Annotated in this window: 19 protein-coding genes; 17 read left to right on the top strand and 2 right to left on the bottom strand. The window is 74.2% G+C overall.

Annotated elements, in window-relative coordinates:
- Positions 1-194 precede the first annotated feature (194 nt).
- Genes ilvD (ACFQ8T_RS07265) through ACFQ8T_RS07230 form a run of 8 tightly spaced genes read left to right on the top strand, consistent with a single transcriptional unit; the run spans position 195 to position 8,820 of the window.
- The gene (ilvD, locus tag ACFQ8T_RS07265; RefSeq protein ID WP_430545873.1) at positions 195-2,057 is read left to right on the top strand and encodes a dihydroxy-acid dehydratase; all 1,863 of its coding nucleotides are present in this window, start codon (positions 195-197) and stop codon (positions 2,055-2,057) included.
- A gap of 33 nt (positions 2,058-2,090) precedes the next feature.
- Positions 2,091-3,005, top strand: a complete 915-nt coding sequence (locus ACFQ8T_RS07260) for a tryptophan 2,3-dioxygenase (protein WP_430545872.1) — start codon at positions 2,091-2,093, stop codon at positions 3,003-3,005.
- A complete protein-coding gene (locus ACFQ8T_RS07255) occupies positions 3,002-4,015 on the top strand; it encodes a hypothetical protein (RefSeq protein ID WP_430545871.1) in 1,014 nt (337 codons plus the stop codon). The genes ACFQ8T_RS07260 and ACFQ8T_RS07255 overlap by 4 nt, the downstream gene beginning before the upstream one ends.
- Complete coding sequence (locus ACFQ8T_RS07250) at positions 4,012-5,280, top strand: kynureninase (RefSeq protein WP_430545870.1); 1,269 nt, start codon at positions 4,012-4,014, stop codon at positions 5,278-5,280. Before ACFQ8T_RS07255 ends, ACFQ8T_RS07250 begins: the two co-directional genes overlap by 4 nt.
- The gene (locus ACFQ8T_RS07245; RefSeq protein ID WP_430545869.1) at positions 5,277-6,119 is read left to right on the top strand and encodes a PaaX family transcriptional regulator C-terminal domain-containing protein; all 843 of its coding nucleotides are present in this window, start codon (positions 5,277-5,279) and stop codon (positions 6,117-6,119) included. Before ACFQ8T_RS07250 ends, ACFQ8T_RS07245 begins: the two co-directional genes overlap by 4 nt.
- On the top strand, positions 6,116-7,840 hold the full coding sequence (gene ilvD, locus ACFQ8T_RS07240; protein ID WP_430545868.1) for a dihydroxy-acid dehydratase: 1,725 nt from the start codon (positions 6,116-6,118) through the stop codon (positions 7,838-7,840). Before ACFQ8T_RS07245 ends, ilvD (ACFQ8T_RS07240) begins: the two co-directional genes overlap by 4 nt.
- Before the next feature lie 59 nt (positions 7,841-7,899).
- Complete coding sequence (locus ACFQ8T_RS07235; RefSeq protein ID WP_430545867.1) at positions 7,900-8,466, top strand: pyridoxamine 5'-phosphate oxidase family protein; 567 nt, start codon at positions 7,900-7,902, stop codon at positions 8,464-8,466.
- A 39-nt stretch (positions 8,467-8,505) separates the two neighbouring features.
- Positions 8,506-8,820, top strand: coding sequence for a 4a-hydroxytetrahydrobiopterin dehydratase (locus ACFQ8T_RS07230; protein WP_430545866.1), 315 nt, complete (start codon positions 8,506-8,508; stop codon positions 8,818-8,820).
- Here ACFQ8T_RS07230 and ACFQ8T_RS07225 read toward each other — a convergent pair.
- Positions 8,768-10,249, bottom strand: a complete 1,482-nt coding sequence (locus tag ACFQ8T_RS07225; RefSeq protein ID WP_430545865.1) for a PLP-dependent aminotransferase family protein — start codon at positions 10,247-10,249, stop codon at positions 8,768-8,770. The two genes, ACFQ8T_RS07230 and ACFQ8T_RS07225, sit on opposite strands and share 53 nt — an antisense overlap.
- Positions 10,250-10,294: 45 nt before the next feature.
- Here ACFQ8T_RS07225 and ACFQ8T_RS07220 point away from each other — a divergent pair, with 45 nt between their 5' ends.
- From ACFQ8T_RS07220 to ilvC, 7 genes are all read left to right on the top strand, one after another.
- On the top strand, positions 10,295-10,837 hold the full coding sequence (locus tag ACFQ8T_RS07220) for a carboxymuconolactone decarboxylase family protein (protein WP_430545864.1): 543 nt from the start codon (positions 10,295-10,297) through the stop codon (positions 10,835-10,837).
- Positions 10,838-10,947: 110 nt separating this feature from the next.
- Entirely contained in the window at positions 10,948-12,276 is a 1,329-nt protein-coding gene (locus ACFQ8T_RS07215; protein ID WP_430545863.1) for a VOC family protein, read from the top strand.
- A 132-nt stretch (positions 12,277-12,408) separates the two neighbouring features.
- Positions 12,409-13,440: an ABC transporter ATP-binding protein gene (locus ACFQ8T_RS07210; RefSeq protein WP_430545862.1), complete on the top strand. Its 1,032-nt coding sequence runs from the start codon at positions 12,409-12,411 to the stop codon at positions 13,438-13,440.
- The gene (locus ACFQ8T_RS07205) at positions 13,437-14,525 is read left to right on the top strand and encodes an ABC transporter permease subunit (RefSeq protein WP_430545861.1); all 1,089 of its coding nucleotides are present in this window, start codon (positions 13,437-13,439) and stop codon (positions 14,523-14,525) included. Before ACFQ8T_RS07210 ends, ACFQ8T_RS07205 begins: the two co-directional genes overlap by 4 nt.
- A gap of 289 nt (positions 14,526-14,814) precedes the next feature.
- The gene (locus ACFQ8T_RS07200) at positions 14,815-16,653 is read left to right on the top strand and encodes an acetolactate synthase large subunit (protein WP_430545860.1); all 1,839 of its coding nucleotides are present in this window, start codon (positions 14,815-14,817) and stop codon (positions 16,651-16,653) included.
- A gap of 5 nt (positions 16,654-16,658) precedes the next feature.
- Positions 16,659-17,180, top strand: a complete 522-nt coding sequence (ilvN, locus tag ACFQ8T_RS07195) for an acetolactate synthase small subunit (protein WP_429763835.1) — start codon at positions 16,659-16,661, stop codon at positions 17,178-17,180.
- Between the two features lie 86 nt (positions 17,181-17,266).
- A complete protein-coding gene (gene ilvC / locus ACFQ8T_RS07190) occupies positions 17,267-18,295 on the top strand; it encodes a ketol-acid reductoisomerase (protein WP_429763836.1) in 1,029 nt (342 codons plus the stop codon).
- A 155-nt stretch (positions 18,296-18,450) separates the two neighbouring features.
- Here the strand turns inward: ilvC and ACFQ8T_RS07185 are convergent, their stop codons facing one another.
- A complete protein-coding gene (locus ACFQ8T_RS07185; protein WP_430545859.1) occupies positions 18,451-18,885 on the bottom strand; it encodes an NUDIX hydrolase in 435 nt (144 codons plus the stop codon).
- Positions 18,886-18,911: 26 nt separating this feature from the next.
- On the opposite strand from ACFQ8T_RS07185, the gene ACFQ8T_RS07180 reads away from it, so the two are divergent.
- Together ACFQ8T_RS07180 and ACFQ8T_RS07175 are read left to right on the top strand one after the other, a co-directional pair.
- Complete coding sequence (locus tag ACFQ8T_RS07180; protein ID WP_430545858.1) at positions 18,912-19,439, top strand: ASCH domain-containing protein; 528 nt, start codon at positions 18,912-18,914, stop codon at positions 19,437-19,439.
- 94 nt (positions 19,440-19,533) lie between these two features.
- A complete protein-coding gene (locus ACFQ8T_RS07175) occupies positions 19,534-20,577 on the top strand; it encodes a 3-isopropylmalate dehydrogenase (protein ID WP_429763839.1) in 1,044 nt (347 codons plus the stop codon).
- The last annotated feature ends 54 nt before the right edge of the window (positions 20,578-20,631 follow it).

The following is a 20,631-nucleotide window of genomic DNA, read 5'->3' as shown; positions in this document are numbered from 1 at the left end:
GAACGGATAACGGTTGAACCGTGGACAACATGCACACGTCGCCCGGGGCACCGCAACCGATCCGTGACCTTCGGAACGTTTCACCCGACAAACCGACCAGTGGGCGGACGGATGCCCGCGATGCGGGACGGCGGGCGTAGCGTGCTCGTGCGCGTCGTTCGCGACGCGCGGCAGAACTCGTCGAAGGAGCTGACATGAGCCGTCCCCTGCGCTCTCGGACGTCCACCCACGGCCGCAACATGTCCGGTGCCCGCGCGCTCTGGCGCGCGACCGGCATGGGCTCGGAGGACTTCGGCAAGCCGATCGTCGCGATCGCGAACTCGTACACGCAGTTCGTGCCGGGCCACGTCCACCTCAAGGACATGGGGGACCTCGTCGCCTCGGCGATCCGCGAGGCGGGCGGCGTCTCCAAGGAGTTCAACACCATCGCGGTGGACGACGGCATCGCGATGGGCCACGCCGGGATGCTCTACTCGCTGCCCAGCCGCGACCTCATCGCGGACTCGGTCGAGTACATGGTCAACGCGCACTGCGCCGACGCCCTCGTGTGCATCTCCAACTGCGACAAGATCACGCCGGGCATGCTCAACGCGGCGCTGCGCCTCAACATCCCGGTGATCTTCGTGTCGGGCGGGCCGATGGAGGCCGGCAAGGCGGTCGTCGCCGACGGCGTCGCGAAGACGCCCCTGAACCTCATCAACGCGATCAACTACTCGGCCGACGACAACGTGTCCGACGCCGCGCTCGCCCAGGTCGAGGAGAACGCCTGCCCGACCTGCGGCTCGTGCTCCGGCATGTTCACCGCCAACTCGATGAACTGCCTCACGGAGGCGCTCGGGCTGTCGCTCCCGGGCAACGGCTCCACGCTGGCCACGCACGCCGCCCGCAAGGAGCTCTTCCTCGAGGCCGGCCGCACCATCGTCGACCTCGCGAAGCGCTACTACGAGGACGAGGACGACTCGGCCGCCCCGCGCTCGATCGCCACGAAGGCCGCGTTCTCGAACGCCATGGCGCTCGACGTCGCGATGGGCGGCTCCACCAACACGGTGCTGCACATCCTGGCCGCGGCCCAGGAGGGTGAGGTCGACTTCGACCTCACGGACATCGAGGCGATCAGCCGCCGCGTGCCGTGCCTGAGCAAGGTCGCGCCCAACCACCCGGACTTCCACATGGAGGACGTGCACCGCGCCGGCGGCATCCCCGCGCTGCTCGGCGAGCTGGACCGCGCGGGGCTGCTCGACCACGACGTCACGTCCGTGCACACGCCCACGCTGCGCGCGTGGCTGGACGACTGGGACGTGCGGGGCGGCAAGGCCACCGAGCGGGCGCAGGAGCTCTTCCACGCCGCCCCCGGCGGGGTCCGCACCACCCAGGCCTTCTCGACGTCCAACGTCTGGGAGAGCCTCGACACCGACGCCGCGAACGGCTGCATCCGCGACCTCGAGCACGCGTACACCGTGGAGGGCGGCCTGGCCGTGCTGCGGGGCAACCTCGCCGAGGACGGCGCGGTCTTCAAGACCGCGGGCGTCGACCCCGACGTCTTCCACTTCGTGGGGAAGGCCCTCGTCTGCGAGTCGCAGGACGACGCCGTCGAGAAGATCCTCACCAAGCAGGTCCAGCCGGGCCACGTCGTCGTGGTGCGCTACGAGGGGCCGGCCGGAGGCCCGGGCATGCAGGAGATGCTCTACCCGACGTCGTTCATCAAGGGCCGCGGTCTGGGCAAGGTCTGCGCGCTCATCACCGACGGCCGGTTCTCCGGCGGGTCGAGCGGCATCTCGGTCGGGCACGTCTCGCCCGAGGCCGCGGCCGGCGGCACGATCGGCCTGATCGAGGACGGCGACGAGATCGAGATCGACGTCGACACCCGCCTCATCCGGGTCAACGTGCCCGACGAGGTGCTCGCCGAGCGCCGGGCCAAGATGGAGGCGCGGGAGAACCCGTGGCAGCCGCTGAACCGTGACCGCTACGTCTCCCCGGCACTCCAGGCGTACGCCGCGATGGCGACGTCGGCCGACCGCGGCGCCGTGCGCGACGTGTCGCTCATCGCGCGCCGCTGACGGGCGTCACGTTCGTGACATAAGCTCCGGGGCATGGTCGACCAGCCCGGGCCCGCCGTCGCGCGCGCCGAGACGAACGAGCGCGAGCTCGAGCCGGAGATCGTCACCGACCTGCGGGAGCGGATGACGTACGGCTCGTACCTGCACCTGGACACGCTGCTCGCGGCGCAGGAGCCGATCAGCGTTCCGGCGCACCACGACGAGATGCTGTTCATCGTGCAGCACCAGACCACCGAGCTGTGGCTCAAGCTGGTGCTGCACGAGCTCGTCTCCGCGCGCGACCTGCTCGCGGCCGACGAGCTCGGCGCGGCGCTCAAGCGCATCGCCCGCGTCAAGCACGTGCAGCGCACGCTCACCGAGCAGTGGTCCGTCCTGGCGACGCTCACGCCCAGCGAGTACGCCCAGTTCCGCGGCTTCCTCGGGAACGCGTCGGGCTTCCAGTCCTGGCAGTACCGCGCCGTGGAGTTCCTGCTCGGCAACAAGAACGCGCGGATGCTCGCGGTGTTCGACGCCGAGCCCGCGGCGCGCGCGGAGCTCGCGCGGCTGCTCGCCGAGCCGAGCGTGTACGACGAGTTCCTGCGCTACCTCGCGCGGCACGGCCACGACGTGCCGCGGCGGGTGCTCGACCGCGACGTCACGACCGCCCACACGCTCGACGACGACCTCGTCGAGGTGTTCCGCCGCATCTACACGGACCCGGAGTCGGACTGGTCGGCGTACGAGACGTGCGAGGAGCTCGTCGACCTCGAGGACAACTTCCAGCTCTGGCGCTTCCGCCACATGAAGACCGTGCTGCGCATCATCGGCACCAAGCGCGGCACCGGCGGCTCCAGCGGCGTCGGCTTCCTGCAGCGCGCGCTCGACCTCACCTTCTTCCCCGAGCTCTTCGCCGTGCGCACGGAGCTCGGCGCGACCGCGGGACCGAGCTCGACGACGGGCCGGTCATGACCGGTGCGCTGGCGGTGCCCCCGGGCGTCGCCCCGGTCGTCCTCCCCGCCGGCGTCCCGCCGGAGGTGCGGCGCCGGCTGGGGGAGTCCGGCACGCTGCTGCCGCCGTTCACCGACGCGCACGTGCACCTCGGCCTCGTGGACCCCGTGCCGCTCCGGGCCCGCGGCGTCGCGGCGGTGCACGACCTGGGCGGCACCCCGGCCGACGTCGCGGCCCTGGCCGGCGACCCCGCCCTCCCGCGCGTCGCGTACGCGGGCGCGTTCCTCACCGCGCCCGGCGGGTACCCGAGCGACCGGCCGTGGGCCCCCGCGTCCTGGGTCGAGGAGGTCGCCGACCCGGCGTCCGCCGTCGCCGCCGTGGACCGCCAGCTCGCGGCCGGGGCGTCGTTCGTCAAGGTCGCGCTGCACGCCGACGCCGGGCCGACGCCCGACGACGCCACGCTCGCCGCCGTCGTGGCGCGGGCCCACGCTCGGGGCCGCGCCGTCGTCGCGCACGCCGAGGGCGGCGGCCAGGCGGCCCGCGCGTCCGCGGCCGGCGTCGACCGGCTGGCGCACGCCCCGTTCAGCGAGCGCCTCGACGACGACCTGCTCGTGGCCATGGCCGCGCGGGGCACGACGTGGCTCAGCACGCTCGACATCCACGGCTGGGGCGACCCGACGCCCGAGCTCGAGGTCGCGCTCGACAACGTGCGCCGCTTCGTCGCCGCGGGCGGACGCGTCCGGTACGGCACCGACCTCGGCAACGGCCCGCTGCCGGTGGGGCTGAACGGCAGGGAGCTGGCGGCGCTCGCGGCCGCCGGTCTCGGACGGCGGTCGCTGCTGGTCGCGCTCGTCGGCGACGAGCCGCCCGCCGGCCTCGTGTCGTTCGTGCCGGGCCCGGCGCCGGCCCCGGCCGACCCCGGCGCCGTCCACGCCGCCTGGCTCGCCCGCGCCACGGTCCTCGCCGTGACCGACCTCGGCGACCCCGACTTCGTCCCGCCGACCGAGACTCCCTCCGGAGGATCCGCATGATCACCGACGCCCCCACCCGCCGCGACCGCGCCGCCGCGCTGGACGCCGCCGACCCGCTGGCCCGGTTCCGGTCGGCGTTCGTCGACTCGGACGAGGTGACGGCCTACCTGGACGGCAACTCGCTGGGCCGGCCCACGCGGGCGTCGGCGGAGCGCCTGGCCCGCTTCGCGACCGACGCCTGGGGCGCCCGGCTGATCCGCGGCTGGGACGAGGAGTGGTACGAGCTGCCGCTGCGCCTCGGCGACCGGGTCGGCGAGGTCGCGCTGGGCGCGGCGCCGGGGCAGACGTTCGTCGGGGACTCGACGACCGTCATCCTCTACAAGCTCGTGCGGGCGGCCCTGTCCTCCCCGCGGGTGGCCGGGCGCGACGAGATCGTCCTCGACTCGGGCAACTTCCCGACCGACCGCTTCGTGCTCGAGGGCGTGGCGCGCGAGCACGGCGCCACGCTGCGCTGGATCGCGCCGGACCACGACGGCGGGGTCACGCCCGAGCAGGTGTCCGCGCTCCTGTCCGACCGGACGGCGCTCGTCGTGCTGAGCCACGTCGCGTACCGCTCCGGGTACGTGAGCGACGCCGCGGAGATCACGCGGCGCGCGCACGACGCCGGCGCCCTGGTGCTGTGGGACCTGTGCCACTCCGCCGGGGCGGTGCCCGTCGACCTCGACGCGTGGGGCGCGGACCTCGCCGCCGGCTGCACCTACAAGTACCTCAACGGGGGACCGGGGTCGCCCGCGTTCGGCTACGTGCGCGCCGACCTCCAGGGGGAGCTCGTCCAGCCGATCCAGGGGTGGATGGGCAGCGACCGGCCGTTCGAGATGGGCCCCGCCTACGCGCCGCACTCCGGGGTGCGGCGGTTCCTGTCGGGCACCCCCGCCATCGTCGGGATGCTCGCGATGCAGGACATGCTCGACCTGGTCGCCGAGGCGGGGCTCGACGCCGTGCGCGCGAAGTCCGTGGCGCTCACGCGGTTCGCGCTCGAGCTGGTGGACGACCTGCTGGTGCCGCTCGGCGTGCGCGTCGCCTCGCCGCGGGACGACGACCGACGGGGGAGCCACGTCACCGTCGACCACGACGCGTTCGCCGACACCCTGCCCCTGCTGTGGGAGCGGGGTGTGATCCCCGACTTCCGCCGCCCGAACGGCCTGCGCCTGGGCCTCTCGCCGCTGTCGACGTCGTTCGACGAGGTGCGCGTCGGCGTCGAGGCGGTGCGGGACGCGCTGGTCGAGGTGACGGGGCACCAGGGGCCGGAGCACGGGGCCGCGTGATCCTCGACGACCTCGACGCCCGGCCCGGGAGCGCGACGTCGCTGCTGCGGACGGTCGTCGGCCTGTACGCCCGCGGCCTCGGCGGCCGGCTGGCGGCCGGCGACCTCGTCGCGCTGCTCGGCGCGGCCGGCGTCGGGCCGGGGGCCGCGCGCTCGGCCGTGTCGCGGGCCAAGGGCAAGGGCCTGCTCGAGGCCGAGGACGTCGGCGGCCGGGCCGGGTACCGGCTCGCGGCGGGCGCGGCCGCGATGCTCGAGCGCGGCGACCGGCGGATCTTCGGCTACCGGCAGCAGGGCGACGACGACCCGTGGTGCCTGGTGTCGTTCTCCATCCCCGAGGAACGCCGCGACGCCCGTCACCAGCTGCGGCGGCACCTGGCCGGCATCGGCTGCGGCACGGTCGCGACCGGGCTGTGGATCTGCCCCGGCCACCTCGCCGACGAGGTCGAGGGCGTCCTCGACGGGCTGGGGCTGCGCGACGCCGCGACCGTGTTCGTCGCGGGGACGCCGCGCGTCGCCGGGTCCCTCGCGGACGCCGTCGCCCGCTGGTGGGACCTCGACGGCCTCGCCGCGCGGCACCGCGGCTTCCTCGCGGCGCACCCGGACCCGGACGGGGACGCGGAGACGGCCGCCCGCGCACCGGACGAGGCGTTCGCCCGGTGGGTGCGCGCCGTCGACGACTGGCGCCCGCTGCCGTACGCCGACCCGGGGCTGCCGGCCGCCGTCCTGCCCCCCGACTGGCCCGGGACGGCGGGCGTCGCCCGGTTCGCCGCCCTGCGCGCCGCGTTCGCCGGCGCGGCCGCCGCGCACGTGCGCGGCGTCGTCCCTACGCTCGGGGCATGAGCGCCGACGCCCCAGCCAACCCGGACCTCGCCCCTGATCTGAAGCCCCGTTCCCGCCAGGTCACCGACGGCCTGGAGGCCACCGCCGCGCGCGGCATGCTGCGCGCCGTCGGCCTGGGCGACGACGACTTCGCGAAGCCGCAGATCGGCGTCGCGAGCTCGTGGAACGAGATCACGCCCTGCAACCTGTCGCTCGACCGGCTGTCGCAGGCGGTGAAGCACGGCGTGCACGCGGGCGGCGGGTACCCGCTCGAGTTCGGCACCATCTCCGTCTCCGACGGCATCTCCATGGGGCACGAGGGGATGCACTTCTCGCTCGTCTCCCGCGACGTCATCGCCGACTCCGTGGAGACGGTCATGCAGGCCGAGCGGCTCGACGGCTCCGTGCTGCTCGCCGGGTGCGACAAGTCGCTCCCGGGGATGCTCATGGCCGCCGCGCGCCTCGACCTCGCGAGCGTGTTCCTCTACGCCGGGTCGATCATGCCCGGCTGGGTGAAGCTGTCCGACGGCACCGAGAAGGACGTCACGATCATCGACGCGTTCGAGGCCGTCGGGGCCTGCGCGCGGGGTCTGATGAGCGAGGAGGACGTCGGCCGCATCGAGCGGGCGATCTGCCCGGGCGAGGGCGCGTGCGGCGGCATGTACACCGCGAACACGATGGCGTCGGCGGCGGAGGCGCTGGGCATGTCGCTGCCCGGGTCGGCCGCGCCGCCGTCCGCCGACCGCCGCCGCGACGCCTTCGCGCACGCGTCCGGCGAGGCGGTCGTGGAGCTGCTGCGGCGCGGCATCACCGCGCGCCAGATCCTCACCAAGGAGGCCTTCGAGAACGCGATCTCCGTGGTGATGGCGTTCGGCGGCTCCACCAACGCGGTGCTGCACCTGCTCGCCATCGCGCACGAGGCCGAGGTGGAGCTCACCCTCGACGACTTCTCCCGCGTCGCCGACCGCGTGCCGCACCTCGGCGACCTCAAGCCGTTCGGCCGGTACGTGATGAACGACGTCGACCGCATCGGCGGCGTCCCCGTGGTGATGAAGGCGCTGCTCGACGCCGGGCTGCTGCACGGCGACCAGCTCACCGTCACCGGGCGGACGGTCGCCGAGAACCTCGCGGACATCGCCCCGCCCGACCCGGACGGGAAGATCCTGCGGGCACTCGACCGGCCCATCCACCCCACGGGCGGCATCACGATCCTGCACGGGTCGCTGGCGCCCGAGGGCGCGGTGGTGAAGTCGGCGGGCTTCGACTCCGACGTCTTCGAGGGCACCGCCCGCGTCTTCGAGCGCGAGCGCGGCGCCCTGGACGCGCTGGAGGACGGCACGATCACGGCGGGGGACGTCGTCGTCATCCGGTACGAGGGCCCCAAGGGCGGGCCGGGGATGCGCGAGATGCTCGCCATCACCGGTGCGATCAAGGGCGCGGGCCTGGGCAAGGACGTGCTGCTCATCACCGACGGCCGGTTCTCCGGCGGCACCACCGGGCTGTGCGTCGGGCACATCGCGCCCGAGGCCGTCGACGCCGGGCCCATCGCGTTCGTGCGCGACGGCGACCGCATCCGCCTCGACGTCGCGAGCAAGACGCTCGACCTGCTGGTCGACGACGCCGAGCTCGCCGCGCGCCGGACGGCGGACTGGGCCCCCGTGCCGCACGGCTACACCCGCGGCGTGCTCGCCAAGTACACGAAGCTGGTGCAGTCCGCCTCCAAGGGCGCCGTGCTGGGCTGAGCGCCCACCACCCGGGCGTCCGTCGACCGGGGAGCGGGCCGGGCGGCAAGATGGCGCCCATGGGGAAGGTGCACGAGCGTATCGACGGCCGCCTGCGGAGCTTCGTCGAGTCCCAGCACGTCTTCTTCGTCGCCACCGCCCCGCTCGCCGGGGACGGGCACGTCAACGTCTCGCCCAAGGGGGTCGACGGGTCGTTCGTCGTGGTCGACGACCACACCGTGGCCTACCTCGACCTCACGGCGTCGGGCGCGGAGACCATCGCGCACCTGCGCGAGAACGGCCGGGTCACCCTCATGTTCTGCGCCTTCGACGGGCCGCCGAACATCGTCCGGCTGCACGGCCGGGGGCGCGTCGTGACGCTGTACGACGAGGAGTACGCGGCGTGGGAGCCGCGGTTCACCGAGCGCCGTGGGGCCCGCGCGGTGATCGTGGTCGACGTCGAGCGGGTGTCCGACTCCTGCGGGTACGGCGTGCCCCTGCTCGACTACGCGGGGGAGCGCGACCTGCTGCCGCCATTCATGGACCGCAAGGGCGCCGAAGGGCAGGCCGACTACCGCCGGCAGAAGAACCGCACGAGCATCGACGGCCTCCCGGCGTTCGACGACGACCCCCTGCCCGCCGGCTGACACCGGGCGAACGGTGCTCGGTCGGGCCATGCTGGGCGCATGACCGACTCGATCACGCCGCGACAGTTCGCCCGCTCCGACGGCGTCGGCGACTGGCACGCGGACGAGGGCTCCGCCTGGGCCGTGTTCCGCACCGGGTCCTTTGCCGCCGGGGCGCGGTTCGTGGACGCGATCGCGGAGATCGCCGACGCGGTGAACCACCACCCCGACGTGGACCTGCGGTACGGCACCGTCCTGGTCCGCACCTCGTCCCACGACGCCGGCGGCCTGACGACGCGGGACGTGGACCTGGCCCGGCGGATCAGCGACGCCGCCGCCGAGCTGGAGCTGCCGGTCGAGACGTCGCGGCACTGACGCCGCCGGTCACCGCATTGTCCACTGCGGCCACCAGCGCGTCGAGTGCCGCCTCGTAGCGGTGCCCGGGCGGGGCGCCGAACCCTACGACGACGTGCTGCGGTCCGTCCCCCCGCCCGCCGCCCGCCGCGTCGAGCTCCGCGAGGCCCGCGAGCCGCAGGCCGCGCGTCGCCGCGGCCCGGACGACCGCACGCTCCGGGACGCCGGCGGGCAGTTCCAGGAGGCCGTGCAGGCCCGCGTCCATGCCGACGAGCCGGCACCCCGGCATCCGCGCGTCGACCACCTCCTGCAGGCGCCGTCGCCGGGCGCGGTACACGGCGCGGCGGCTGCGCACCGTCTGGTCGTAGCCGTGGTCGTCGAGGAAGCGCGCCAGCGTGAGCTGGGCGAGGCGGTCGGGCCGCACGCCCGACAGCCGGCGCTGGTGCGCGAGGTCCGCCACCAGCGCCGGGGGCACCGCGCCCCAGGCCAGCCCGACCCCGGGGGCGAGCGCCTTGCTGGCGGTGCCCGCGTAGACGACGTGGTCCGGGGCCAGCGCCTGCACGGCGCCGACGGCCCGCCGGTCGTAGCGGAACTCCCCGTCGTAGTCGTCCTCGACGACGATCGCGCCGGTGCGCGCCGCCCACGCGACGAGGCTGCGGCGCCGGTCCGGGGCGAGCGCCACGCCCGTCGGGAACTGGTGCGCGGCGGTGACCAGCACGGCGTCGATCCCGGACAGCTCGGCGAGCGCGGCGACGTCCAGGCCGTCGCCGTCCACCGCGACCGGGACGACGTCGAGCCCGGCGGCCGCGACGACCTCGCGGTGCGCGGCGTGCCCGTAGCGCTCGACGGCGACGCGGCGCGCCCCGCGGGCGGCGAGGGCCCGGCACACCAGCGCGAGGAGCTCGCCGAACCCGTGCGTCACGACCACGGCACCCGGCTCGGTCCGCACGCCGCGCACCCGGGCCAGGTACGCGGCGAGGGCGTGCCGCAGCTCCGCGTCGCCGAGCGGGTCCCCGTACCCGAGGTGCGCCGTCGCGGCCTCGGTCGCCGCGCGGCGGGCGCTCGCGGCCCACGCGGCACGGGGGAACGCGGACGCGTCGGGGATCCCGGCGCGCAGGTCGAGGAGATCGGGCTCCGCGGCGGGAGGCGGCGCGACCGCGGGCGTGGCCCCCACGGGGGCCGCGACCCACGTGCCGGCGCCGACCCGCGAGTCGAGCCACCCCTCCGCGGCGAGCTGCGCGTACACCGCAGCGACCGTGCCGCGCGCGACGCCGAGGTCGGCCGCGAGCGCCCGCGTCGACGGCAGGCGCGTGCGCGGCGCGAGCCGGCCGCTCGTCACGGCGTCCCGCAGCGCGTCCTCGAGGCCGCGGCCGGGCCGCGGCGTCCCGAGCGCGAGGTGGAGGTCGAGACCGGAGGTCGCGGTGGGCGAAATGGACCAAGAATCTGCCATCGGATTGCACTGTAGCGCTGGGCCACTCGCCCGTAGCGTCGAGACATGACCACCGACACGACACCCACCCCCACGACGACGACCCGCACGACCGCCGGCACCGACTCCCGCCCGTCCTTCGTCCGCGTCCCGCGCCGCCTCGACGTGGACCGCCTGGCACCCGAGTTCTCCGCGGCGATGGGCCGCCTCGACGAGGCGGCCGCGGCCGACGCCGAGCGGGCCGGCGTGGACCCCGCCCTGCGCGAGCTCGTCCGCCTGCGCGCGTCCCAGCTCAACGGCTGCGCGTACTGCGTCGACGTGCACTCCCGGGCCGCCTCCGACGTCGGCGTCGACACCCAGCGCCTGCTGGCCCTGCCGGTGTGGCGCGAGTCGGGCTTCTTCACCGCGGCGGAGCGCGCCGCCCTCGAGCTGGCCGAGGCGGTCGTCCGCGTCTCGGCGGCTGAGGTCCCCGCCGCCGTGGTCGAGGGCCTCGTGGCCGAGGTCGGGGAGGAGGCGGCCGCCGCGGTGCTCGTCCTCGTCGTCACGGTGGTCGCCTGGAACGGCGTCGGCGCGACGGCGCGCTGCTGGTCACCGGCACGCCACGCCTGACGGGGCTGCCCCGGTGCTGCCCCGGTGCCGTCCGTCGCCGCGCGAGACGTGCGGCGGCGCGGCAGGGTGGACCAGGCGGGATCCGGGACACCGAAGGACGGGGGAGGGCCATGCCCGACGAGATCACGGCGGCCGGGTTCGAGTCCGCCGCGGGCACCGGCGACTGGCGCGCCCTCGCCCGGGGCGCGAGCACCCTCTTCCGCACGCAGGCACCCGGGCAGGGCGCCGTCCTCCTCGAGCGCGTGGGCGTGCTCGCGGGCGCCGCGAACCACCACCCGGACGTCGACCTGCGGCCCGACGGCGTCGTCGTGCGCGTGCAGTCCCACGACGTCGACGGCCTGAGCGAGCGCGACGTCGCCCTGGCCCGGGAGGTCTCGGCCGCGGCGGCGGACCTCGGCCTCGCCGCCGACCCGGCGGCCGTCCAGGAGGTCGAGCTGACCGTCGACGCCGCCGACCGCGAGCAGGTCATGCCGTTCTGGGGCGTGGTCCTGGGGCACAGCCGCTCCGGCGAGGACCTCCACGACCCGCACGGGCGGTGGCCGGGCCTCTGGTTCCAGGCCATGGACGAGCCGCGGCCCCTGCGCAACCGGCTGCATCTCGACGTCTTCGTGCCCCACGACGTGCGGCAATCGCGCGTCGACGCGGCGCTCGCGGCGGGCGGGCGCGTCACGACCGAGGAGTTCGTGCCGCAGTGGTGGACGCTCGCGGACGCCGAGGGGAACGAGGCGGACGTCATCGCCTGGGAGGGTTTCGAGGAGGACCTGCCCGACGGCCTGCTCACGCCCGCGGAGTTCCGGGCGGCCGGCGGCGTGGAAGACTGGCGGGTGCTCCAGGGCGCCAGCGCGTACTACGCGACGGGCGGCTTCGACGCGGGCGTCGAGCTGGTCGCCCGGGCGGCGCGCGCGGCGGACGAGGCCGGCGTGCCGCTGTTCGCCGACCTGCGGTACTCCGGCGTGACCCTGCGGGTCGGGCCGCCCGAGGACGGCTGGATCGGCCCCGCCCGGCTCGGGGTGGCGCAGCGGGCGCAGGCCGCCGCGCGCGACCTCGGGCTGCGCGCCGAGCCCGCCGTCCTGCGCGACGTCCAGCTCACGTTCGACGCGCTCGACGTCGACGCGGTGCGCCGGTTCTGGGCCGCGGCGCTCGGGTACCTCGAGCGCGGGTCGACGGACCTGTACGACCCGCTGCTGCGCGGCCCTTCGGTGTTCCTGCAGCCGATGGCCGAACCGCGCGTGCAGCGCAACCGCGTCCACGTGGACGTGTTCGTCCCCGCCGACGTCGCCGACGCGCGCGTGGCAGCCGCGGTCGCCGCCGGCGGCACGGTCGTGCGCGACGCGGAGGCGCCGTTCTGGCGCACGGTCGCCGACCCCGAGGGCAACGAGGTCGACATCGCCGTGATCCCGGGGCGTGCCGAACGCTGGGCGGGCGAGTCGGCCGGGTGAACCGTCGCGGCCGGGTCAAACTCGGGTAGCGGGGACCTTTCGCCCACGTCAAGGCTGCTCTATCCTCCCTGGCAGCGCCGTCGTCCGACGGGCGCGACCGACCGGCCGCGCCGCGGCCACGAGGAGGTGGCGGTGGCCGTGCTGGACGGTGCCCGGGGTGGTGGAGAGCTCGCGATCGAGACGCGAGGGCTCCGCAAGACGTACCGGAGCGTGCGAGGGAGGTCGGTCGGGGTCGAGGGCCTCGACCTGCAGGTGCCCGTGGGCGGTGTCCACGGCTTCCTGGGGCCCAACGGGTCGGGGAAGACGACGACGATCCGCATGCTCCTGGGCCTGGTCCGGCCCGACCGGGGCACCGCGACGATCTTCGGGCACGAGGTGCCGAAGCGGCTGCCCGAGGTGGTGGGCCGGGTCGGCGCCATCGTCGAGAGCCCCAAGTTCTTCCCGGCCTTCAGCGCCCGCCGCAACCTGCGCCTGCTCGCGGACGCGATCGGCGCGCCCGCGGGCCGGGTGGACGCCGTCATCGACGAGGTCGGGCTCACCGGGCGGGCCAAGGACAGGTACAAGGGCTACTCGCTCGGCATGAAGCAGCGGCTCGCGATCGCGGCGACCCTGCTCAAGGACCCCGACCTGCTCATCTTCGACGAGCCGACGAACGGCCTCGACCCCGCGGGCATCCGGGAGATCCGGCAGACCATGCGCGGCCTCGCCGACCAGGGCAAGACGGTGCTGGTGTCCAGCCACATCCTGGCCGAGGTCGAGCAGATCGCCGACACGGTCTCGATCGTGGCCCGCGGCCGCCTCGTCGCCGCGGGGCGGGTGGCCGACCTCATCGGTGCCGGCTCCGCGACCGGGTCGGTCAGGCTGCGCGTCGCGCCGGCCGACCTGACCATCGCGACCAGCGTGCTCGAGACCGGCGGGCTGCTCGTGCGGCGGGAGCACGACGCGCTCCTCGTCGACGGCGCCGCCGACCCCGCGGCAGTGAACCGCGCCCTCGGCGAGCGTGGCGTGTGGGTGCGCGAGCTCACCCCGCTCCAGGCCGACCTCGAGTCGGTGTTCCTCGGCCTCACGGCCGGGGAGGTCCCCGGCGGCGGCGACCGCGGCCCGGCGACGACGGCGGCGAGCACCGGGGCCGGCACCGGGACGACGACGGAGGTGGACGCATGAGCCGCCTGCTGCGGGTCGAGCTGCGCCGGCTGTGGGCCCGCCAGGTGACGCGGTGGGCGTGCGTCGGAGTTCTCGCGCTGGTCGTCCTCAGCGGAGCGGCGACGTACCTGTCGGCGCCCCCGCCGAGCGACCAGGACGTCGCGAACGCGCAGGAGATGTTCGCCGCCGACCAGGAGCAGTGGGAGAAGGACGGGGAGCAGCAGGTCGCCGACTGCGAGGCCGGGGCCGAGGCCGAGGGCGCCACCCCGCAGGAGTGGGGCTGCGACCAGATGGCCCCCCGCCTGGACTGGTACCTGCCGCCGACGCAGACGTTCGTCCCCGACGCGGCCCAGGGCGAGATGCTGTTCGGAGAGTCCGAGGTCAACGCGCAGGACGACGCGACCCGGGCCGCCGTGGCGGACATCCAGGGCTCGGTGTGGAACGGGTGGTCGGGCCTGGCGTCGCTGGACGACCTCGCGGTGCTGCTGCTCCTCGTCGTGCTGGTGGTCGGGGTGAGCTTCGTGACCGCCGAGATCAACAGCGGGTCGCTGGGGATGTGGCTCACGTTCGAGCCGCGCCGGCAGCGGGTGTACTGGTCGAAGGCGGTGGCCGCCGCGGTCGGCACGGTCCCGGTGGTGCTGGTCGGGTTCGCGCTGCTCGTCGGCGCGTCGTACGCGGTGTACGCCTCGTACGGCACGCTCGGCGAGCTCACCGGCGCCGTCTGGCTCGAGGTCGCCGCGTTCACCGGGCGCCTCGTCGCGGCCGGGGCGGTGCTCGCCGCGCTCGGCGTGGCGCTCGGCACCCTGTTCAAGCACGCCGCCGCCGCGGTCGGCCTGGTCGGCGTGGTCGCCTGGGCCTGCCTGGTCTTCGGCTACTCGTTCGGCGAGCTGCAGCGCTGGCTCCCGACGACGGCGCTCTCGGCCTGGCTGCAGGGCGGGCTCGTGTTCCAGACGGAGCGGTGCACGCCGAGCGCCGACGGCGTGTTCGAGTGCGTCCCGGTGGACCACGTCGTGACCACCGCGCAGGGCGGGCTGACGGTGGCGGCGCTCGCCGTCGTCGTCACCCTGCTCGCGGTGCTCGTGTTCCGGCGTCGCGACGCGAGCTGACCGACGCCGTCGCGGCGCAGGTCGTGAGCCCGGTGACCCCCATGCTGTCCGCATGATGGGACACCGGGCTCACGACGTGACATCGAGGAGACGCGGGCGTAACGTTCGATCCGTGCAGACGATCCTCGTAGTACTTCTTCCCGGGCGCGCCGACTAGGCCCACGCACCAGGCTTCGTCAGCGCGCTCACCCCTCGTCAGTCCCGTCATCCCGGGACCGGGGGGTTTTTCATTGCAGCGACACCCCTCGCCAGACCCTTCGCCCGCAAGACCGACCGGCAGGAGAGACCGATGGTCCAGCCGAACCCGACCCCCGCCCAGGTGGCCGCCCGCACCGCGTCGCGCAGTGCTGACGGTGCCGCCGGCCGAACCGTGTCCGGTGAGGAGGTCACCGGCGCCGAGTCGATCGTCCGCTCGCTCGAGTCGGTCGGCGTCGAGAACGTCTTCGGCATCCCGGGCGGCGCGATCCTCCCGCTCTACGACCCGCTCATGGACTCGAAGCAGATCCGCCACGTGCTGGTGCGGCACGAGCAGGGCGGCGGGCACGCGGCCCAGGGCTACGCCCACGCCACCGGCAAGGTCGGCGTGACGATGGCGACCTCGGGCCCGGGCGCGACCAACCTCGTGACGCCTATCGCCGACGCGCACATGGACTCCGTCCCGCTGGTCGCGATCACCGGCCAGGTGGCGCAGTCCCTGATCGGCACCGACGGGTTCCAGGAGGCCGACATCGTCGGCATCACGATGCCGATCACCAAGCACTCCTACCTGGTCACCGACCCGGCGGAGATCCCGCGCACGATCGCGGAGGCGTTCCACATCGCGTCGACGGGCCGGCCCGGCCCGGTGCTGGTCGACATCGCGAAGTCCGCCATGCAGGCCACCACCGAGTTCTCCTGGCCGCAGGAGCTGTCGCTGCCCGGGTACCACCCCGTGACGAAGCCGCACGCCAAGCAGATCCGCGAGGCCGCGAAGCTGCTCGCCACCGCCCGCCGCCCGGTGCTGTACGTGGGCGGCGGTGTCATCCGCTCCGGCGCGTCGGAGGCGCTGCGCCGGCTGGTCGACACCTCGGGCGCGGCCGTCGTCACGACGCTCACCGCCCGCGGCGCCGTCCCGGACAGCCACCCGCAGCACCTGGGCATGCCCGGCATGCACGGCACCGTCCCGGCCGTGGCCGCGCTGCAGAAGGCCGACCTGGTGGTGGCCCTCGGCGCCCGCTTCGACGACCGCGTCACCGGCCGGCTGTCGAGCTTCGCCCCGAGCGCCGCCGTCGTGCACGCCGACATCGACCCCGCGGAGATCGGCAAGAACCGCCCGGTGGACGTGCCGATCGTCGGCGACCTGCGCGAGGTGATCGCCGACCTGGTGCCGGCCCTCGAGGCCGAGCACGCCAAGGTGGGCAGGCCCGACCTGGCGGCCTGGTGGCACCAGCTCGACACCTGGCGCGAGACGTACCCGCTGGGCTACTCGCCCACGGACGACGGCCACCTGTCGCCGCAGCACGTGATCTCCCGCCTGGGCGAGCTGGCCGGCCCGGACGCGATCTACGCCGCGGGCGTGGGGCAGCACCAGATGTGGGCGGCGCAGTTCATCCGCTACGAGCGCCCCCGGACCTGGCTGAACTCCGCGGGCCTCGGCACCATGGGCTTCGCGGTCCCCGCCGCGATGGGCGCCAAGGTCGGTGAGCCCGACCGCGAGGTGTGGGCCATCGACGGCGACGGCTGCTTCCAGATGACCAACCAGGAGCTCGCGACCTGTGCGATCAACGACATCCCGATCAAGGTGGCGCTGATCAACAACAGCTCGCTCGGCATGGTGCGGCAGTGGCAGACGCTCTTCTACGACGAGCGCTACTCCAACACCGACCTGCACACCGGGCACGGGACCCGGCGCATCCCGGACTTCGTGAAGCTGGCGGACGCGTACGGCTGCGAGGGCATCCGCGTGGAGCGCGAGGACGAGGTCGACGCCGCGATCAAGCGGGCGCAGGAGATCGACGACCGCCCCGTGGTCATCGACTTCCAGGTCTCGCGCGACGCCATGGTGTGGCCGATGGTCGCCGCCGGCGTGCCGAACGACGACATCCAGTACGCGCGCGGCATCTCGCCGGCGTGGGACCGAGAGGACTGAGACCCATGTCGCGTCACACCCTGTCCGTGCTGGTCGAGAACAAGCCCGGCGTCCTCACCCGCGTCACCGCGCTGTTCGCGCGCCGCGCGTTCAACATCCACTCCCTGGCCGTCGGGCCCACGGAGCACGAGGAGATCTCGCGCATCACCGTGGTGGTCGACGTCGAGGAGCACCCGCTCGAGCACGTGACGAAGCAGCTCAACAAGCTGATCAACGTCATCAAGATCGTCGAGCTCGACCCCGAGTCGTCCGTGCAGCGCGAGCTCCTGCTCGTCAAGGTGCGGGCCGACCAGGCCACCCGCGCGGGAGTGCTCGAGGTCGTCGACCTCTTCCGCGCCCACGTCGTGGACGTCGTCCCCGACACGGTCGTCATCGAGGCGACCGGCACCGCCGCCAAGCTCTCCGCGCTGCTCGGCGCGCTCGAGCCGTACGGCGTCCGCGAGATCGTGAAGTCCGGCACGCTCGCCGTGGGCCGCGGCTCGCGGTCCATCACCGACCGAGCGCTGGAGCGCGTGCGCACGGCCTGACGCCGTTCGCGTACCGTCACCCCCGCGGGTGACCACATACCGACCTGTAGTGACGAACGCAGTACCGAGAACCGAGGAGCATCACCGTGGCTGAGCTGTTCTACGACGACGACGCCGACCTGTCCATCATCCAGCAGCGCAAGGTCGCGGTCATCGGCTACGGGAGCCAGGGCCACGCGCACGCGCTGAACCTGCGCGACTCGGGCGTCGACGTCCGCGTCGGCCTGCGCGAGGGCTCCGGCTCCGCGAAGAAGGCCGAGGACGAGGGCCTGCGCGTGCTCACCGTCGCCGACGCCGTCAAGGAGGCGGACGTCGTCGTCATCCTCGCGCCGGACCAGGTGCAGCGGCACGTGTACCGCGACGAGATCGCCCCGAACCTCAACGAGGGCGCGGCGCTCGTCTTCGGGCACGGCTTCAACATCCGTTTCGGCTACATCAAGCCCGAGGCCGGCCACGACGTGCTCATGGTCGCCCCCAAGGGCCCGGGCCACCTCGTGCGCCGCGAGTACGTCGACGGCCGCGGCGTGCCCGTGATCGTCGCCGTCGAGCAGGACGCGTCGGGCTCCGCCTGGGAGCTCGCCCTGTCCTACGCGAAGGGCATCGGCGGCCTGCGTGCCGGCGGCATCAAGACCACCTTCACCGAGGAGACCGAGACCGACCTGTTCGGCGAGCAGGCCGTGCTGTGCGGCGGCGCCTCGCAGCTGGTCCAGTACGGCTTCGAGACGCTGACCGAGGCGGGCTACCAGCCCGAGGTCGCGTACTTCGAGGTGCTGCACGAGCTGAAGCTGATCGTCGACCTCATGGTCGAGGGCGGCATCGCCAAGCAGCGCTGGTCGGTCTCCGACACGGCCGAGTACGGCGACTACGTCTCCGGCCCGCGCGTCATCGACCCGCGCGTCAAGGAGAACATGAAGGCCGTCCTCGCGGACATCCAGAACGGCGCCTTCGCCGAGCGCTTCATCGCGGACCAGGACGCGGGCGCGCCCGAGTTCACCGCGCTGCGCGAGAAGGGCGAGGCGCACCCGATCGAGACCACCGGGCGTGAGCTCCGGAAGATGTTCTCGTGGATCAAGCCCGCTGACTCCGACTACACGGAGGGCAGCGCCGCTCGCTGACCCACACCGTCAGCAGCGACGCGCGCGGCCGTCGTCCCCCACCCGGGGGCGGCGGCCGCACGTGCGTCCCGACCATGCCGAGGTAGGACGGGTCCCGCCGAGGTAGTACCGAAGCCGGCGAGGTAGTACCCGGACCGCCGAGGTAGTTCGGCCGGTCAGCCGAGCAGTCCCGCCCACGCCCGGACGACGTCGACGAGCTCCACGCGGTCGAGCGCGTCCACGTCGGACAGCCTGTGCCACGCGACGTCGTCGGTGGTGCCGTCGGCCTCCTTGGTGAGCTCGCCGCCGACGACGTGCGCGCGGTAGACGATGCGGATGCCCTGCAGCGCCACCGCGTGGTCGGTGCCGTCGACGACGCCGCGGCCCTCGGGCGGGATCACGATGCTGTCGACGCCGAGCAGGCCGTCGAGCTCGACGTGGTACCCCGTCTCCTCCCGCAGCTCGCGGACGGCCGCGTCCTCGGGGTGCTCGCCGGGATCGATGCCGCCCCCGGGCATCGTCCAGCCCGATCCGGCGTCGCCGGACCAGTGGGGGAGCAGGATCTTGTCGCCCTCGAGGACGAGGGCGTAGGCGGCGACGCGGGTGTCCATGCCGGGCATCCTGGCAGGATGGACCCATGACCGACGACGTGACCCCCGGGCTGGACTCCGAGCAGGCCGACCTCATCACGCAGTTCTGGGACGTCGCGCGCCCGAGCGCCGGCCGCACCAGCCACGGCGGCGCGGTGGGGGAGCGGTCGGAGAACGTGGTGCCGCCGCCCGCCTGGTCGTTCGGCGACTCGTCCGAGTTGGCGGACGAGCTGCTCGGGCTGGTGCTCGACGGAGTGAAGACCGGCACCGCAGCCGCCGTCTGGGAGTACGAGGCCGCCGACGAGCCGCTGCCGCGCAAGGGCGACCTGTCGATCGTGCTCGACGGCGCGGGCGAGCCGCGCCTCCTCATCCGGACCACGCAGGTCGAGACCGTCCCGTTCGAGGAGGTGACCGCCGAGCACGCCGCCGCCGAGGGCGAGGGCGACCGCACCCTGGCCGACTGGCGTGCCGGGCACGAGCGCTACTGGCGCCGCACGCTTCCGCAGATCGGCCGGGAGTTCGACCCGTCGATGCCCGTGGTCTGCGAGCGGTTCAAGGTGCTCTACCGCGCCTGATGCACGTCCCGCTGACCTGCGAGGTCACGAGCTTGGCTGTCCGAAGCGTGAGATCTGTGTCCGCATCATGACCGGAGGGGCTTAGGCTCGGCCCATGACGCGGAGCATCGACCTGGCAGTGGTGGCCGGCGACGGCATCGGCACGGAAGTCGTGGAGCAGGGCCTGGCGGTCCTCGAGGCGGCCGTGGCCGGCTCGGACGTGAAGATCTCCACCACCGAGTTCGACCTGGGCGCGCGCCGCTGGCACGCGACCGGCGAGACGCTCACGGACGCCGACCTCGAGGCCATCAAGCAGCACGACGCGATCCTGCTGGGCGCCATCGGCGACCCGAGCGTGCCGTCGGGCGTGCTCGAGCGCGGCCTGCTGCTCAAGCTCCGCTTCTCGCTGGACCACTACGTGAACCTGCGCCCCGGCAAGCTGTACCCCGGGGTCACCAGCCCGCTGGCCAACCCCGGCGACGTCGACTTCGTCGTCGTGCGCGAGGGCACCGAGGGCCCGTACGTGGGCAACGGCGGCGCGCTGCGCGTCGGCACCCCGCACGAGATCGCGACCGAGGTGTCGGTCAACACCGCGTTCGGCGTGGAGCGCGTCGTGCGCGACGCCTTCGCCCGTGCCCAGGCCCGCCCGCGCAAGCACCTCACGCTGGTGCACAAGCACAACGTGCTGGTGCACGCCGGGCACCTGTGGCGCCGTACCGTCGAGGCCGTCAACGCCGACTTCCCCGACGTCACCACGGACTACCTGCACGTGGACGCCGCCACGATCTTCCTCACGACGAACCCGTCGCGGTTCGACGTGATCGTCACCGACAACCTGTTCGGCGACATCCTCACGGACCAGGCCGCCGCCATCACCGGCGGCATCGGCCTCGCCGCGTCGGCGAACATCAACCCCGACCGCACCGCGCCGTCCATGTTCGAGCCGGTGCACGGCTCGGCCCCGGACATCGCGGGCCAGGGCAAGGCCGACCCGACCGCCACGGTCCTGTCGGTCTCGCTGCTGCTCGACCACCTCGGCCTCGCCGAGGAGAGCAAGCGCGTGGAGGCGGCCGTCGCGGCCGATCTCGTCGAGCGCGGCGACCGAGTACGCACGACGGCCGAGGTCGGGCGCGACCTCGCCGCACGCGTCAACGGCTGACGACAACCCCACCGTCGTCATCCGGACGGCGCGGCGCCACCCGCGCCGCGCCGT

The sequence above is a fragment of the Isoptericola sp. NPDC056618 genome, from assembly GCF_042792715.1.
Taxonomy (GTDB): Bacteria; Actinomycetota; Actinomycetes; order Actinomycetales; family Cellulomonadaceae; genus Isoptericola; species Isoptericola nanjingensis.
Note: the sequence above shows the minus strand (reverse complement) of the source record. Positions and strands in the feature narration are given on the sequence as shown.

What these genes read in the sequence shown, in the direction of transcription:
- ilvD (WP_430545873.1), top strand. Translation starts at nt 195, where the DNA reads ATGAGCCGTCCCCTGCGCTCTCGGACGTCCACCCACGGCCGCAACATG.
- ACFQ8T_RS07260 (WP_430545872.1), top strand. Translation starts at nt 2,091, where the DNA reads ATGGTCGACCAGCCCGGGCCCGCCGTCGCGCGCGCCGAGACGAACGAG.
- ACFQ8T_RS07255 (WP_430545871.1), top strand. Translation starts at nt 3,002, where the DNA reads ATGACCGGTGCGCTGGCGGTGCCCCCGGGCGTCGCCCCGGTCGTCCTC.
- ACFQ8T_RS07250 (WP_430545870.1), top strand. Translation starts at nt 4,012, where the DNA reads ATGATCACCGACGCCCCCACCCGCCGCGACCGCGCCGCCGCGCTGGAC.
- ilvD (WP_430545868.1), top strand. Translation starts at nt 6,116, where the DNA reads ATGAGCGCCGACGCCCCAGCCAACCCGGACCTCGCCCCTGATCTGAAG.
- ACFQ8T_RS07235 (WP_430545867.1), top strand. Translation starts at nt 7,900, where the DNA reads ATGGGGAAGGTGCACGAGCGTATCGACGGCCGCCTGCGGAGCTTCGTC.
- ACFQ8T_RS07230 (WP_430545866.1), top strand. Translation starts at nt 8,506, where the DNA reads ATGACCGACTCGATCACGCCGCGACAGTTCGCCCGCTCCGACGGCGTC.
- ACFQ8T_RS07225 (WP_430545865.1), bottom strand. Translation starts at nt 10,249, where the DNA reads ATGGCAGATTCTTGGTCCATTTCGCCCACCGCGACCTCCGGTCTCGAC.
- ACFQ8T_RS07220 (WP_430545864.1), top strand. Translation starts at nt 10,295, where the DNA reads ATGACCACCGACACGACACCCACCCCCACGACGACGACCCGCACGACC.
- ACFQ8T_RS07215 (WP_430545863.1), top strand. Translation starts at nt 10,948, where the DNA reads ATGCCCGACGAGATCACGGCGGCCGGGTTCGAGTCCGCCGCGGGCACC.
- ACFQ8T_RS07205 (WP_430545861.1), top strand. Translation starts at nt 13,437, where the DNA reads ATGAGCCGCCTGCTGCGGGTCGAGCTGCGCCGGCTGTGGGCCCGCCAG.
- ACFQ8T_RS07200 (WP_430545860.1), top strand. Translation starts at nt 14,815, where the DNA reads ATGGTCCAGCCGAACCCGACCCCCGCCCAGGTGGCCGCCCGCACCGCG.
- ilvN (WP_429763835.1), top strand. Translation starts at nt 16,659, where the DNA reads ATGTCGCGTCACACCCTGTCCGTGCTGGTCGAGAACAAGCCCGGCGTC.
- ACFQ8T_RS07185 (WP_430545859.1), bottom strand. Translation starts at nt 18,885, where the DNA reads ATGGACACCCGCGTCGCCGCCTACGCCCTCGTCCTCGAGGGCGACAAG.
- ACFQ8T_RS07180 (WP_430545858.1), top strand. Translation starts at nt 18,912, where the DNA reads ATGACCGACGACGTGACCCCCGGGCTGGACTCCGAGCAGGCCGACCTC.
- ACFQ8T_RS07175 (WP_429763839.1), top strand. Translation starts at nt 19,534, where the DNA reads ATGACGCGGAGCATCGACCTGGCAGTGGTGGCCGGCGACGGCATCGGC.